Here is a 14,878-nt window from a genome sequence, read left to right on the forward strand (position 1 = left end):
GGGACAACGAGAATAAAAGGTTTTCAGGCCCAATGAAGGCATCTTCCAGGTTCATGAGTGCCGCCTCGGCGGTGGCCCTGTCGGTCGGGCTTGCCAGTTCCGGTATGCTCGCAGCCCAGCTCGCTTATGTGTCGCAGGCAGAGGCGGCAACGGTGAGCCGGATCGAAGTGCGAGGCAACCAGCGCGTCGACGCTGAGACGATCCGCAACTATATCGGCATCCGCCCTGGCGAGTCGTTCGACAATGGCGACGTGAACGAGGCCATAAAGCGCCTCTTCGCAACCGGTCTTTTCTCGGATGTCCGCATCAGCCAGTCGGGCAGCACCTTGGTTGTGGTGGTCGATGAATATTCGATCGTCAATCAGGTCCTGTTCCAGGGCAACAAGAAGATCAAGGATGCCAATCTTTCGCAGGCCGTGCAGTTGAAGCCGCGAGGCTCTTTCTCCAATGCGATGATGGAATCCGACGCCGAAACCATTCGCGAAGCTTACCGGCGTATCGGACGTGACGACACGACCGTGACGCCACAGGTCCAGCAACTGGGCGACAATCGGGTCAACGTCATCTTCAACATCCAGGAAGGTGGCCGGACCAAGATCGCCAACATCAATTTCGTCGGCAACAATGCCTATAGCGACCGTCGCCTGCGCGACGTGATCTCGACCAAGCAGTCCAATATTTTCTCCTTCCTCATCCGCAACGACGTTTACGCCGAGGATCGGCTGCGCGCGGACGAAGAAACGCTGCGTCGATTCTATTACGATCACGGCTATGCTGATTTTCGCGTGATCTCGTCCTCCGCGGAGCTCAATGAGACGGAGAACGAATATACGATCACCATCACGGTGGACGAGGGCGAGCGCTATACCTTTGGCGAGATCGGCCTGGAGACGACGATCGAGGGCATCGATACGGAACGGCTGCGCTCGGAGATCGACTCCAAGAAGGGCAATGTCTACAGCGCCAAGGCCGTGGAAGACAGCATCATCGGCTTGACCGAGGAGGTTGCGGGTCTGGGTTATGCCTTCGCGCAGGTAACGCCGCGCGGTGACCGCAATTTCGAGACGCGCGAAATCTCCGTCATCTATTCCATAGATGAAGGTCCGCGCGCCTATGTCCAGCGCATCGAGATTCGCGGCAATACGCGCACGCGCGATTATGTCATCCGTCGCGAATTCGACATCAGCGAGGGCGACGCCTTTAATCAGGTTCTTGTGCAGCGCGCCAAGAAGCGGCTGGAAGACCTTGATTTCTTTCAGACAGTTAATGTCTCAACTGTTCCCGGCTCACAGCCTGACCAGGTGATCCTCGTGGTCGATGTGGTCGAGAAGCCCACAGGCGAATTCTCCATCGGTGCCGGCTACTCGACCGGCGAATCCGCCACCAGCGGTTCCGGCTTCTCGGTCGAGGGGTCCGTTTCGGAACGCAACTTCCTTGGCCGTGGCCAGTATGTCCGACTGTCCGCCGGCGGCGGCAGGGATTCGCGCGACTATCAATTTTCCTTCACGGAACCGTATTTCCTGGGAAGCCGCATTTCGGCTGGCTTCGATGTCTTCCACAGGACCCGCCGCTATGACGAATATGAGCGTGAGACGACGGGCGCGACAGTCCGTTTCGGTCTGCCGATCACGGAGGCCCTGTCGACGCAGCTCGCCTACATTTACTCGCAGGAAGAGTATGAGTACCGAGAGCGTTGCGATGACAATGGGGATGGTGTTCCGGATGCCGACTGTGATCTGTCGTCCGCCATTGTAGAGGCGATCAACGACGGCAAGTGGGTCAAGTCTTCGGTCAGCGGTTCGCTGATCTACAACACGATCGACAATATGCGGAATCCGCGTGACGGCATCTATGCGAATTTCACGACGGAAGTGGCCGGCCTTGGCGGCGATGCGAAATTCGTCAAGTTCACGGCGCGCGGCAACTATTACAAGACCTTGTCTGAGGAACTGGATCTTGTCGGGCTGATCACCGTGGGTGGCGGTCATGTCGAGGCTTATGATGGAGATCTTCGGATATTCGACCATTTCGAAAGCACGGACCGCATCATCCGAGGCTTCGACTACAACGGCATTGGACCTTATGATCCCGAGACCAATGATCACCTCGGCGGCAAGACCTATTTCAATGCCTCGGTGGAAGCGCAATTCCCGTTGCCGGTCATCCCGCCGAGCATCGGCATGCGCGGAGCTGTCTTTGCTGACGCGGCTACTCTTTACGGAAGCGACATACCTCAGGCCGTTGGCACTGGCATGGAATGGCGCGCTTCGGTCGGTGTCGGCTTGATCTGGGCTTCGCCTTTCGGACCGCTGCGCATCGACTATGCGGTTCCTGTGGTCAAGGAAGACAACGACGACGTGCAGAACTTCAACTTCGGCATCTCCACTCGCTTCTAGGGATCCGCAGCAAGAAATTTCCGGGCCGTTAACGGCCCGGACCAGAAGGCGTTCATGACAGAACCGGTATTCTTCGCACCGTCTCGCCGCTTCCGGGCCGGCGAGATTGCTACTTTGACCGGTGCGGAGCTTATCGACGAGCAGCAATCGGATGTCGAAATCTCGCGCCTGGCATCCGCCTCAGAGGGGGCCGAGGGCGCGCTGATCTTCGTCGAGGGCAAGCGTAACGCCGATACTCTCAAGACGGCCAGGGCGGCAGCAGTCCTTTGCACGGAGGACGTCGCCAGTCGCGTCCCTTCCGGAATTGCCGTCCTCGTCACGCCCAGGCCACAGCTTGCCTTTGCTGCCGTCGGAAGACTGCTCTTTCCTTCATCCGTCCGGCTGGCACCCATTACCGGCGAGACCGGAATTTCGGATCGGGCCTTTATCGGCGCGGAAGCGAATATCGAAGCCGGAGCGATAGTCGAACCAGGGGCTGTCATCGGCGCCGGCGCATCTATCGGTCGCGGCACCGTCATAGGTCCCAATGTCGTTGTCGGTCCCTCGGTCAGGATCGGTCGTGACTGCCATATCGGCCCGAATGCAGTCGTCCAATATGCCCTGATCGGCGACCGTGTCATCCTTCATTCAGGCACCAAGATCGGCCAGGATGGTTTCGGCTATGTGCCCGGAAGCCACGGACTGGAGAAAATGCCGCAAATCGGCCGCGTCGTCGTACAAGATGACGTCGAGATCGGAGCTAATACCACCATCGATCGGGGAGCGCTTTCCGACACCGTCATAGGCGAGGGGACCAAAATCGACAATCTGGTGCAGATCGCCCACAATGTTCGCATTGGCAGGGGATGCGTTATTGCCGGGCATTGCGGAATTTCCGGTTCGGTGACACTCGGGGACTATGTCATGCTAGGGGGGCGCGTTGGCATTTCGGATCACGTGAACATCGGCGCGCGAGCGCAGTTGGCGGCCTCCAGCGGTGTGATGAACGACATTCCGGAAGGGGAACGCTGGGCTGGCTTGCCCGCGAAGCCTTTCCGCGAGGCGTTCAGGGAATACGCCGCTGTCCGCGCGCTGCTCGGGAAGGGACACAGGAAGAGCGAAAACCATGAATGACAGTGCGGCGACAAGCCTCGAAACCATCGACATTTTGAAGCTGCTGCAACTGCTGCCGCATCGCTATCCATTCCTGCTGGTAGACCGGATCATCAATGTGGATGGGGACAATTCGGCCACCGGCATCAAAAACGTTACCTTCAACGAGCCGCATTTCACCGGCCATTTCCCGGAACAGCCGGTGATGCCAGGCGTTCTCATCGTCGAAGCCATGGCCCAGACAGCGGGTGCGATCTGCCTCCACAATGCCGGAGGCAACAAGCCTGCTCTCGTCTACTTCATGACAATAGACAATGCTAAATTCCGCCGACCGGTGGTGCCCGGCGACAGGCTTGAGATCCACGTCAAAAAGCTGAAACAGCGGGGAAACATCTGGAGATTCGCTTGCGAAGCGACGGTCGAGGGCAGCAAGGTGGCCGAAGCCGAGATCTCGGCCATGATGTCCCCCAAGGAGCCGGCCTGAATTCATGTCGCCGATCACCCGCGAAACATCCATACATCCCACGGCGATCGTTGAAAAAGGGGCGCAGCTCGGTATCGGTGTGCGCATCGGACCATTCTGCCATGTTTCAGGCGAGGCGGTCCTGGAAGATGGCGTCGAACTGCTTGGCCATGTCACCGTCATGGGAGCCACCACGCTGGGCAGCGGGACGCAGGTCTATCCCGGGGCAGTTCTTGGAGCACCTCCGCAAAACTTCAAACACAAAGGTGGCCCGACCGTGCTGACGGTCGGAAGCAATAATGTCATCCGCGAAGGCGTCACCTTTCATCGCGGGACCGATACAAGCCGCGGCAAGACAACCGTAGGGAACAACGGGCTTTTCATGGCTTACTGCCATGTCGCCCATGATTGCGATGTGGGTAACAATGTCACCATGGCCAATTATTCCGGGCTCGGGGGCCATGCGGAAATCGGCGATTTTGTCATCATTTCGGGCTATGCGGCAGTTCATCAGTTCGTCCGCATAGGCCACCATGCTTTCTTAGCCGGTTTTGCAGCGGTTGTCGGAGATGTTATCCCTTACGGCATGGCTGTCGGCGATCGCGCCAAGCTCCGTGGGCTGAACGTTATCGGCATGAAGCGTGCTGGCATGTCACGCGCCGAACTGACCGAAATACGCAGCGCGTACCGCATGCTTTTCGCGCCAGACCAACCTTTGTCGGCCAATATACAACGTGTGGAGCGCGAATTCCCGCAATCCGCTTTGGTCGCGGAAATGCTCCGGTTCATCGGCGACCGCCAGAGACGCCATCTCACGGTGCCTCCATTGGGCGCCGGGGACGATGCCGATGACGATACGGAGTGACCAGGCGGCGCCTTTCACGCTCGCGGAAAGGGACCGCATTGCAGTCGTTGCCGGGAGCGGCAACCTGCCAGTACAGGTGGTCGATGAATTGGTACGCAAGGGGCACCGTCCGCTCGTCATAGCTATAAAGGGCGAAGCGGAGTGGCAGGACAGGCCGGATGCATTTGATCTTGTCACGCTGCCGCCGGAAGAATTCGGCCGACTTTTACCCAAGCTGAAGCGTGAAGGCATCACGCACTTGGTGCTTGCAGGAGGAGTCTCGCGGCGTCCGCGCATCCGCAAGATCAAGCTGGGCCTGGGACTCATTGGCATCATTCCGAAGCTGATTGCCGCCTATCGTCGGGGTGACGACGGCCTGCTGCGAACCATCATCGGCTATATCGAAAAGAACGGGATCAAGGTAGTCGGCGCGCATGAGATCGCGCCCGATCTTCTGGCCCCGGAAGGTGTGCTCACCCGCGCCCGTCCCATGGCGGGCGACCGCAAGGACATCCTGGCAGGATTGGCCGCAGCCCGCGCAATCGGCGCCCTTGATATCGGTCAGGGTGCGGTGGCAATCGGCGGCCGGGCAATCGCTCTTGAGGGCATAGAGGGTACGGACGGCTTGCTGGCGCGCACACGCGAAATGCGCAATCATGGCCGCCTCGCGGGCAAGAGGCGTGGCGTGCTGGTCAAGTGCGCCAAGCCTGGGCAGGAACTGCGTGCAGATCTGCCGGCCATAGGCCCCGATACCATAGAAGGCGCTCACGCTGCCGGACTTGCCGGCGTCGCTGTTGAGGCCGACCATACCTTCATCCTTGATTTCACTGCCACGGTGGAACGGGCCAATGCGTTGGGACTGTTCGTGGTTGGGCTGGGGGAGGCCTAGACGATGGCATCGGAGGATCTCCTACGTATTGCCGTCGTTGCGGGAGAGGAGTCCGGGGACTTGCTCGGGGCCGATCTCGTCACAGCTCTAAGGAAAATGGCCCAGCAAGAGGTTGAACTGGTTGGCGTCGGGGGACACAATCTGGAAAAACTTGGCCTGAATTCCCTGTTCAACGCCGACGAGATTGCGCTTATGGGAATAAGCGCGGTGGTACGCGATCTGCCGCGATTGATCTTGCGCATCGGCCAGACGGCGAGAAGCATTGTTGCAGCCAGGCCGGATTGCCTCGTCACCATCGACAGTCCGGATTTCAGCCTGCGTGTGGCGAAAAAGGTGAGGGCGGCTGACCCGACGATACCTATAGTGCATTACGTCAGTCCGAGTGTATGGGCCTGGCGGCCTGGCAGGGCGCCTGCCATGCGGCCTTATATCGACAATATTCTTTGCCTGTTGCCATTTGAACCGCGCGAATTGGAGCTGCTGGGCGGGCCGCCGGGAACATTCGTCGGCCACCGCCTGGCCGCCGATCCGAGCCTCCTTGCGGCGGCGGAAGCGCAACAGGCGCAGCCGCTGCGTCGAGGGAAGGGACCACGCAAGCTGCTGGTACTGCCTGGTTCGCGGAAAGGCGAGGTGCGCAGCCTGCTCGGCCCCTTCGGCGAGACGGTTCGTCTTCTGACAGAAAGGGAAGGCCCGCTCGAAGTGCTGATGCCGACGGTCCCGCATGTCGCGTCAATTGTCGAGGAACGGACCGCCGATTGGATTGAAAAGCCCAGGATCATTCTCGATGGCCAGTCGAAGTGGAAGGCATTTGCTGAAGCGGACGCCGCGCTCGCGTGCTCGGGAACGGTAGCGCTGGAGCTGGCTCTGGCTCGAGTGCCTTTCGTAGTCTGCTACAAGACGGATTTTGCAGCGCGCGCCCTGATAGGGCTGATTACTTCCTGGTCTGCCTCGTTGCCCAACCTGATCGCCGATTGGCCGATCGTGCCCGAGCATTTCAATGAGTTCATCAGGCCACCCTATCTCGCGCGCCAGCTTGGGCAGCTTATGAAAGACACTCCGGCGCGAAAGGCCCAACTCGACGGTTTCGCCCAGGTGGCGGCCGCCTTGTCTACGACACAGGCCTCAGGCGATATAGCCGCCAAGGTGGTGCTTCGACATATCCGCAAAGGCATGTCCGCAAAGGGATGACCGGATAAGAAATGGGCGCTGACTGCGCCCGTTTCTTTGTGGGATCACCGTTTTGCGATCGGTACGTAGTCGCGTTTCGGCATACCCGTATAGAGCTGACGCGGACGGCCGATCTTCTGGTGCGGATCCTCGATCATCTCCTTCCACTGGGCGATCCAGCCCACCGTACGGGCAAGGGCAAAAAGCACCGTGAACATCGTGGTGGGGAAACCGAGCGCCTTGAGCGTGATGCCAGAGTAGAAATCAACATTCGGATAGAGCTTCTTCTCGATGAAATATTCGTCAGTTAGCGCAATACGCTCAAGCTCCATCGCAACGTCCAGCAGCGGATCGTCCTTGATGCCCAGTTCATTCAGCACCTCATGGCAGGTTTGCTGCATGATCTTGGCGCGCGGATCATAGTTCTTATAGACGCGATGTCCGAAGCCCATCAAACGGAATGGGTCGTTCTTGTCCTTGGCGCGATTGATGAATTCGGGGATGCGATCGGGTGTGCCGATCTCGCTCAGCATATTGAGCGCTGCTTCATTGGCGCCGCCATGCGCCGGGCCCCAGAGACAGGCAATACCGGCCGCTATGCAGGCGAAGGGATTGGCGCCCGAGGAACCCGCCAGTCGAACGGTCGAGGTCGAGGCGTTCTGCTCATGATCGGCATGGAGGATGAAGATGCGATCCATGGCGCGCGCCAGCACCGGGTTTATCTTGTATTCCTCGCACGGCACGCCGAAGCACATATACAGGAAATTGGCCGAATAACTGAGCTCGTTGCGCGGATACATGAAGGGCTGGCCGATATGGTATTTATAGGCCATGGCAGCAATGGTCGGCATCTTCGCGATCATGCGGATCGAGGCGACCATACGCTGATGCGGGTCCGAAATGTCCGTCGAGTCGTGATAGAAGGCCGATAATGCGCCAACCATGCCACACATGACAGCCATAGGATGTGCGTCACGCCGGAAGCCTGTGAAGAAACGCGACATCTGCTCATGCAGCATGGTGTGGTGGGTGACGCGGAAATCGAAATCCTCCTTCTGCGCCTTGGTGGGCAACTCGCCATAAAGGAGCAAATAACAGACTTCGAGGAAATCACTGTGTTCGGCAAGTTGCTCGATCGGGTAGCCGCGATGCAGCAGGATACCTTCGTCGCCATCAATAAAGGTAATCTTCGATTCGCAGCTTGCCGTTGACGTGAAGCCGGGATCGTAAGTGAACATCCCGGTGTCTTTGTACAGCGAAGTTATATCGAGTACGTTCGGGCCCACCGACCCTTCGCGAACCTTGAATTCCGCGGACTTATCGCCAAGTTGCAGCTTCGCAGTCGCATTGGTCATCGCACAATCACCTCTTTTCTTGAAACTTGGCGTCGGCAGGTGGTCTTGCCGCTTCGGGAATGGCCGGGGAAGCCATATGCGCGCTTTTGCTACCGCATTTGCCCCTTTGTGCCAAGCACGGCAACCGGTCGGTTGCTGCGTTGCACTATCTACGACCAGGACCGTTCCGTATCAAGCTGCTTGATCGCGAATTCGCGCAAGGCTTTCGTCCCGGCCCAGCACGGCAAGCACGTCGAATATGCCTGGCGACGTCGTGCGGCCAGTCAAGGCGGCACGAAGCGGCTGCGCCACCTTGCCGAGCTTGCGGCCCGTCTTCTCCGCATAATCACGGACCACCGCTTCGGTGGATTCGGCGGTCCATTCTTGCAATCTTTCCAATATCGTCAGGATGTCCCCAAGAACCGACTGCGCCTCGGAATCGAGCAATGCGGACGCCTTTTCCTCCAGTTCCAGCGGGCGCTTCGCGACCAGAAATGCAGCTCCGTCCATCAACTCGAGAAGCGTTTTCGCACGCTCCTTCAGGCCTGGCATTGCGGCGAGCAACTGATGTTTTTTTTTCTCGTCGAGGCAGGTAAGGAATCGATCACCGCCTTCGAGATGGGGCAGGGTCGAAAGGAAGATTTCGAGCAGTTCACTGTCATCCATTTGGCGCATGTGGACGCCGTTCAGCGCCTCCAGCTTCTGAAAATCAAAGCGCGAGGCGGCCTTGTTGATATCCTCGATCTCGAACCAACGGATCATATCCTCCGTCAACATCACCTCATCGTCGCCATGGCTCCAGCCAAGGCGGGCGAGATAGTTGCGCAGGGCCGAGGGGAGGTAGCCCATGGCCCGATAGGCTTCCACGCCCAACGCGCCGTGTCGCTTGGAAAGCTTCGCACCGTCGGCGCCCAGGATCATCGGGACGTGAGCCATGACAGGCACCTGCCAACCCATGGCATTGTAGATCATCGTTTGGCGGGCGGCGTTGGTGAGATGGTCGTCGCCGCGAATGATGTGCGTCACGCCCATGTCGTGATCGTCGACCACGACAGCGTGCATATAGGTCGGCGTGCCGTCAGAACGCAGAATGACGAAATCATCAAGGTCCTTATTTGGGAAACGGATTTCGCCAAGCACCCGGTCTTGAACGATCGTCTCCCCCTCCTGCGGGGCTCTGATCCGGATCACCGGCTTCACACCTGCAGGCGCTTCCGAAGGATCCCTGTCGCGCCAGGTTCCATCATAACGCGGCGGACGTCCTTCCGCGCGCGCCTTCTCGCGCATGGCCTCCAGCTCCGCCGCACTGGCATAACAATAATATGCATGGCCCTTGGCGACCAACTCCTCGGCAACCTGCCGGTGCCGCTCAACGCGGGCAAACTGTGAGATTGCCTCACCATCCCATTGGAGTCCCAGCCAAGACAAACCATCGAGAATTGCAGCCGTTGCCGCTTCAGTCGAGCGCTCACGATCCGTGTCCTCAATACGCAGCAGCATCTTGCCGCCGGTATGCTTGGCGTAGAGCCAATTGAAGAGGGCCGTACGCGCCCCGCCGATATGAAGGAAGCCGGTAGGCGAGGGTGCGAAGCGCGTGATGACGGTGTCGGACATCGTTTCTTTCCCGGGAAAAGTTTGAAGCCAGCCGAGCAAGCGGACAGACCGCGCGGCTGGTGGCATTTCGTCGGCAGTCATGTAGCATAGGACGATTGGGGCGCAAGCATTTCGCAATCCGGACGGGACGGGATGGGGACCGGATCGAAAACCGACACAGACGACGAACGGTTGCAGTTCGATATCCAGGCGACAGCGAACCAACCGGTTGTGCTGGAATCCGCCAGTGCGCCTGTGGCACAGCGCCATCTGGGTAAAAGGAACCTGCTTTCTGTAACGATCGGTCAACTCGCTCTTGAGCTAAGCCGTGCGATAGGCGAGGCCTTTTTCGAGGAGAGCGCACGCGGCACCGCCTTTCTCCTGGTGCCTGTACTCCTGGGAGCAGGGGCGCTCTTCTACTTCCTGGCACCTTTTGAGCCGGAAGCCGGGATTCTGGCCGTCAGCATCATCACTTTGGCCTCAGCAATCCTGGTGACACGATCACGATATCTTCTACATCTCGGGCTTGCCGCCACGCTGCTTTTCGTCGCCGGAATTGCGTTCGGCAAGCTGGAAGTTTGGCGGATGGACACCAAGATGCTCGGCTCCGACATCTCCACCCGTATTGTCGGTCGTGTGGTGAAAATCGAAAACCAGGCAAGTGGCCGGATCCGACTCACAATCGACATAACAGACACCTCCCGCCCGCAACTCCGTTATGCTCCAGACCGCATTCGTGTGACCGCTCGTGAAGTACCTTCCGGTCTCGCTGCAGGGGAGGGCGTGGCAGGCCTCGCGCAGCTCATGCCTCCTTCAGGACCTGTACGACCGAATGGCTACGATTTTTCCTTCCAGAGCTATTTTGACGGGATTGGCGCTGTCGGCTTCTTCCTGACAAATCCCGAACGCGCGGATCTGCCGGACGAGCCCGGCCTGTGGCAACGATTGGAAGCGCGCTTCGAATCCATGCGCCAGGCACTGGCTGGTCGCATACGCGGGCATGTCATCGGAGCTGATGGCGAGATTGCAGCTGCCCTGGTGGCGGGGGTGCGCGCCGGTATACCGGACGAGATCAATCAGGCTTTGCGAGACGCAGGCCTGGCGCATATTCTTTCCATCTCTGGTCTCCATATGGCCTTGGTCACGGTGACGGTCATGCAGGCGATACGGTTCGGATTCGCTCTGTTTCCCGCATTCACTTCCCGTTATCCGGTAAAGAAATTCGCCGCCGGGACGGCGCTCTGTGCAGCCGCATTCTATCTGTTTATTTCCGGCAATGCCGTCGCTGCCCAGCGCAGTTTCATCATGCTCGCCGTCATGCTGGTCGCCCTTCTGTTCGACCGTTCGGCAATCACCATGCGCAATCTTGCGATCGCCACGATCATTGTTCTGGTGACATCGCCGCACGAGATCATCGGGCCGAGTTTCCAGATGTCGTTTGCCGCAACAATGGCACTCATTGCCGTCTATGCGGCCTGGAGCAAGGCGAGGACGAAGGGGTCGAAAACCCCGCCGACAGGTTCCTCGTCTGTCCGGTCAGCCTTGAGAGGCGTTACCCTGTACGTAGTCGGTCTCGCCGTCACCTCCATCGTGGCAGGCGTCGCGACAACGCTTTTCGCGGTTTGGCATTTCCAACGTGCGGCGCCGCTCGGCCTGATCGGAAATCTTCTTGCCATGCCTATCGTATCCACACTGGTTATGCCGTTTGGCGTGCTCGGCGTCGTGTTGATGCCTATCGGATTGGAGGGGCCGCCGCTCTTTGTCATGGGTAAGGGGATTGCGGCGACTACGGCGATCGCACAATGGGTTTCGGAACTTGCACCAAACGATGCAACCGGCATCCTTCCGGCATCCGCCGTGCTGCTGCTGTCGGTCGCTCTGATCGTCTTTTGTGTGCCGACAACTCGTTTGCGTCTGCTGGGGTTGCCATTGATCGCGATAGGAGCAACGATGCTCTGGCAGCGTGATCTCCCGGATCTTCTGATATCGGAAGATGCCCGACTGGTCGGTTTGCGGCTGGCCGATGGAGTGATGGCTGTCAATCGCGACCGACCCAACGGCTTTACGAGTGAAAACTGGCTGTCGGCCCTGGCTGCCAACGGTATCGTAAAGCCGCAAAACGGTGATTTTCCAGAAAGCTCCAAGCCACCTGGCAAGCTCCAAGACGGGCCTTTCATCTGTCACGAGGCTTATTGCATCGCCGGCCATAGCAGTGGCGCCGTCGTGATACACACCACAGACCAGGCTGTGGCCAGGTCGCTGTGCCGAACCGCTACACTGATCGTAATCGACGACGCCACAGCGAGGAATGTCTGCAAGTCCGGTCTAGCAATCGTCATCACGAAAAGGGACCTTGCCCGCCGCGGTAGCGCTTCGGTTTCGTTCGATGATCGGGACGGATTACCGATAGTCGACGTAGTCTCTTCGATCACCGAACCGTGGCGCCCATGGCATGAGCACAGAGCATATTACCGCGCCGCCCGCGGCCTGCCGCCTTTTCAGCGAAAGAAGCGCGATCAGGAAAAACAAATGACCACAGTCTCGCTTAAGGCTTCCCGAGGACAGGTCAGTAACGGCGGATCAATCCTACAAGCCGCCCCTGAACCTTGATCCTGTCTGGGCCGAAAATGCGTGTCTCATAAGCCGGATTGGCTGCTTCCAGAGCGATGGACGCTCCCTTGCGACGGAAACGCTTTAATGTCGCTTCCTCCTCATCCACCAGGGCCACGACAATGTCGCCAGGATTGGCAGTTTGCGTTTCTCGTATGATCACAGTGTCTCCGTCGAAAATCCCGGCCTCGATCATGGAATCGCCTTTTACTTCGAGCGCATAGTGCTCACCGCCAGAAAGCATGTCGGGGGGAACGCCGATGGAATGCGTCTGGTGTTGAATGGCCTCGATCGGGACGCCAGCGGCGATACGTCCCATGACAGGGACCGAAACAACGCCAACCTCGTCATCATTGCTCGGAGCAGGCCGGCGCGGCGGCTCCTTGCGACCGAGACTGCCCTCGATGACGCTCGGGGAGAATTTGCGCGCGCTACCCAGGCCGGGAGCGATCGAATCGGGCAGCCGCAACACTTCCAGGGCTCGTGCCCGATTGGGTAGTCTGCGGATGAAACCGCGCTCCTCCAGGGCGGTGATCAGCCGGTGGATTCCCGACTTCGAAGCCAAATCCAGAGCTTCCTTCATCTCATCAAAGGAAGGGGGTATTCCCGTCTCCTTCAATCGTTGATGGATAAAGAGTAGCAGTTCGTGCTGTTTGCGCGTCAGCATTGGCGGAACCCCAGGAATCACCAATAAAACAAAACCAGAACATACCGTATCTGTTCCAGTTGTGTTCCGCAACAATTTAAATTTTAATGAATCTGTTAGCTGTTTGTTCAACGTAGCATCAGCACACGGCAAGGTGATCCTGCCGTGGCGGCCGGKGCAAACGGCTCCCGAATAATGAGAGCATTGGCTGTGGCAAGCGTTGTCAGCATGGACGAATCCTGACGCTCGAAAGGCGTTGCCACTGGGCCGGTAGGACCAGCTTCTATGCGCGCGCGCATATAGTCGCGCCGCTCGTCGTTCTCCCTTATGGCCACTGCGAGAACGGCGTCCCGTACCGCCGGTTCGAAGCTCCTTCCGGCCAGCCGAGCGATGAGGGGCCTCAAAAACAAATGGGCGCATACAAGGCTTGAAACGGGGTTTCCAGGGAGGCCCAACACACGGGTTCTGCCGAATTTTCCCACCATTAGCGGCTTGCCGGGCCGCATGGCGATCTTCCAGAAATCAAGCTCCATTCCGGCTTCCAGAAGCGCCCCGTGAACAAGGTCACGTGCGCCGACGGATGCACCTCCGAGGGTTGCTATAACATCCACCTGTATCTCAAGGGCATGCCGGATCGCTTCTGTGATCGCTTCCTGGTCGTCCGGCACGATGCCGAGATCATAAACACGCGCGCCATCCGCCTGGGCCATAGTGGCTATGCCGTAGCTGTTGGAAGCGACGATCTGATCCGGTCCAGGCTCGTTTCCGGGAAGAACGAGCTCATCACCGGTTGCCAATATGGCAATACGTGGCCTGCGAACGACAGGCAGTGTGGCGTGATTCGCGGCCGCGGCCAGGGAGATAGTGGCCGCGTCCAGCAGGCAGCCCTCATCCAGCAGGGGATCGCCTTCAGTAAAATCCAGCCCCGCGCGCCGAATATGGCGTCCCGCGCCAACACTCGCCCTTGCGTTAATACGGCGCCCATCTGGAAAGACCTCGGCGTTCTCCTGTACGAGAATGGTGTCCGTCCCCTCGGGAACGGGAGCGCCGGTAAATATGCGTACTGCTTCGCCGGTGCCGACAATGCCGGAAAACCTTCTGCCGGCGGCTGATTCTCCGATCACCGTTAGTTGGGCAGGAATCTTGGCGACATCTGCGGCGCGCACAGCATAGCCGTCCATAGCCGAAGCGTCGAAAGGCGGCTGCGTACGCAAAGCGGTGAGGGGGGCAGCGAGAACCCGCCCGCCCGCCTCCAGCAGGGGGACCCTCTCAGTTTCAAGACGCTCCACGCCGGAGAGCATGCGCGCCATGGCTTCGTCTACGGGCAGAAGCGCCATCTCATGCCTCGCCTGATCGCCAGTCGCCGGATTTGCCGCCCGTTTTCTTGAGAAGCCGGATATCAGAGATCACCATTCCTTTTTCCAGCGCCTTCGCCATATCGTAGATGGTGAGGCAGGCGACCGAGACGGCAGTCAACGCCTCCATCTCGACACCTGTTTTCCCGGAAACGCGCACGGTAGCCGAGACGCGAAGGCCGGGCAGAGCATCATCCGGCTCGATATCGACGGAAACCTTGTTCAAAAGCAGCGGATGGCAGAGCGGTATCAGGTCGTGGGTCCGTTTAGCCGCCATGATGCCGGCAATCCGTGCGGTGCCGATCACGTCGCCCTTCTTGGCGTTGCCGTCAAGGATGATCTTGAGCGTTTCCGGCTCCATGGTCACGACACCTGAAGCCGTGGCAGTACGCTCGGTAATTGCTTTTTCACCGACATCCACCATGTCGGCTCGGCCTTCCACGCCGAGATGGGTAAGGGTAGTCGTGCCTTTGCCCGTGCCAGCCATGG

The 14,878-nt window shown here is 59.0% G+C and carries 12 protein-coding genes; 7 read left to right on the forward strand and 5 right to left on the reverse strand.

Annotation, left to right across the window (positions count from 1 at the left end; translation table 11 throughout):
* Positions 1-32 precede the first annotated feature (32 nt).
* The 6 genes from bamA to lpxB are packed head-to-tail and all read left to right on the forward strand — an operon-like array spanning position 33 to position 6,872.
* Positions 33-2,396 carry an outer membrane protein assembly factor BamA gene (gene bamA, locus L598_RS04595; RefSeq protein WP_144860786.1) on the forward strand — a complete coding sequence of 788 codons (2,364 nt, stop codon included), beginning with the start codon at positions 33-35 and terminating at the stop codon, positions 2,394-2,396.
* 54 nt (positions 2,397-2,450) lie between these two features.
* A complete protein-coding gene (lpxD, locus tag L598_RS04600; protein ID WP_144860787.1) occupies positions 2,451-3,509 on the forward strand; it encodes a UDP-3-O-(3-hydroxymyristoyl)glucosamine N-acyltransferase in 1,059 nt (352 codons plus the stop codon).
* The gene (fabZ, locus tag L598_RS04605; RefSeq protein ID WP_144860788.1) at positions 3,502-3,972 is read left to right on the forward strand and encodes a 3-hydroxyacyl-ACP dehydratase FabZ; all 471 of its coding nucleotides are present in this window, start codon (positions 3,502-3,504) and stop codon (positions 3,970-3,972) included. Before lpxD ends, fabZ begins: the two co-directional genes overlap by 8 nt.
* Before the next feature lie 13 nt (positions 3,973-3,985).
* On the forward strand, positions 3,986-4,816 hold the full coding sequence (lpxA, locus tag L598_RS04610; RefSeq protein ID WP_144860814.1) for an acyl-ACP--UDP-N-acetylglucosamine O-acyltransferase: 831 nt from the start codon (positions 3,986-3,988) through the stop codon (positions 4,814-4,816).
* Positions 4,800-5,684 (forward strand): UDP-2,3-diacylglucosamine diphosphatase LpxI, encoded by an 885-nt coding sequence (lpxI, locus tag L598_RS04615; protein ID WP_144860789.1) that lies wholly within the window; start codon positions 4,800-4,802, stop codon positions 5,682-5,684. Before lpxA ends, lpxI begins: the two co-directional genes overlap by 17 nt.
* 3 nt (positions 5,685-5,687) lie before the next feature.
* Positions 5,688-6,872 (forward strand): lipid-A-disaccharide synthase, encoded by a 1,185-nt coding sequence (gene lpxB, locus L598_RS04620; RefSeq protein ID WP_144860790.1) that lies wholly within the window; start codon positions 5,688-5,690, stop codon positions 6,870-6,872.
* A 44-nt stretch (positions 6,873-6,916) separates the two neighbouring features.
* Here lpxB and gltA read toward each other — a convergent pair whose 3' ends face one another.
* On the reverse strand, positions 6,917-8,206 hold the full coding sequence (gene gltA, locus L598_RS04625) for a citrate synthase (protein ID WP_144860791.1): 1,290 nt from the start codon (positions 8,204-8,206) through the stop codon (positions 6,917-6,919).
* Between the two features lie 171 nt (positions 8,207-8,377).
* Positions 8,378-9,799, reverse strand: a complete 1,422-nt coding sequence (gltX, locus tag L598_RS04630; RefSeq protein ID WP_144860792.1) for a glutamate--tRNA ligase — start codon at positions 9,797-9,799, stop codon at positions 8,378-8,380.
* A 132-nt stretch (positions 9,800-9,931) separates the two neighbouring features.
* On the opposite strand from gltX, the gene L598_RS04635 reads away from it, so the two are divergent.
* Positions 9,932-12,388: a ComEC/Rec2 family competence protein gene (locus L598_RS04635; RefSeq protein WP_144860793.1), complete on the forward strand. Its 2,457-nt coding sequence runs from the start codon at positions 9,932-9,934 to the stop codon at positions 12,386-12,388.
* On the opposite strand, the gene lexA is transcribed toward L598_RS04635, so the two are convergent.
* From lexA to moaC, 3 genes are all read right to left on the reverse strand, one after another.
* Positions 12,345-13,055 (reverse strand): transcriptional repressor LexA, encoded by a 711-nt coding sequence (gene lexA / locus L598_RS04640; RefSeq protein ID WP_144860815.1) that lies wholly within the window; start codon positions 13,053-13,055, stop codon positions 12,345-12,347. The genes L598_RS04635 and lexA overlap by 44 nt on opposite strands.
* A 107-nt stretch (positions 13,056-13,162) precedes the next feature.
* Positions 13,163-14,371, reverse strand: coding sequence for a gephyrin-like molybdotransferase Glp (gene glp, locus L598_RS04645; protein WP_144860794.1), 1,209 nt, complete (start codon positions 14,369-14,371; stop codon positions 13,163-13,165).
* A gap of 1 nt (position 14,372) precedes the next feature.
* A complete protein-coding gene (moaC, locus tag L598_RS04650; protein WP_144860795.1) occupies positions 14,373-14,876 on the reverse strand; it encodes a cyclic pyranopterin monophosphate synthase MoaC in 504 nt (167 codons plus the stop codon).
* Positions 14,877-14,878: the final 2 nt, after the last annotated feature.

The organism is Mesorhizobium sp. J18, from assembly GCF_007829525.1.
GTDB lineage: Bacteria > Pseudomonadota > Alphaproteobacteria > Rhizobiales > Rhizobiaceae > VLJP01.

Coding starts and splice junctions, on each gene's coding strand:
- lpxB (WP_144860790.1), top strand. CDS start 5,688: ATGGCATCGGAGGATCTCCTACGTATTGCCGTCGTTGCGGGAGAGGAG.
- lpxI (WP_144860789.1), top strand. CDS start 4,800: ATGACGATACGGAGTGACCAGGCGGCGCCTTTCACGCTCGCGGAAAGG.
- gltX (WP_144860792.1), bottom strand. CDS start 9,799: ATGTCCGACACCGTCATCACGCGCTTCGCACCCTCGCCTACCGGCTTC.
- moaC (WP_144860795.1), bottom strand. CDS start 14,876: ATGGCTGGCACGGGCAAAGGCACGACTACCCTTACCCATCTCGGCGTG.
- bamA (WP_144860786.1), top strand. CDS start 33: ATGAAGGCATCTTCCAGGTTCATGAGTGCCGCCTCGGCGGTGGCCCTG.
- gltA (WP_144860791.1), bottom strand. CDS start 8,206: ATGACCAATGCGACTGCGAAGCTGCAACTTGGCGATAAGTCCGCGGAA.
- lpxD (WP_144860787.1), top strand. CDS start 2,451: ATGACAGAACCGGTATTCTTCGCACCGTCTCGCCGCTTCCGGGCCGGC.
- lexA (WP_144860815.1), bottom strand. CDS start 13,055: ATGCTGACGCGCAAACAGCACGAACTGCTACTCTTTATCCATCAACGA.
- L598_RS04635 (WP_144860793.1), top strand. CDS start 9,932: ATGGGGACCGGATCGAAAACCGACACAGACGACGAACGGTTGCAGTTC.
- fabZ (WP_144860788.1), top strand. CDS start 3,502: ATGAATGACAGTGCGGCGACAAGCCTCGAAACCATCGACATTTTGAAG.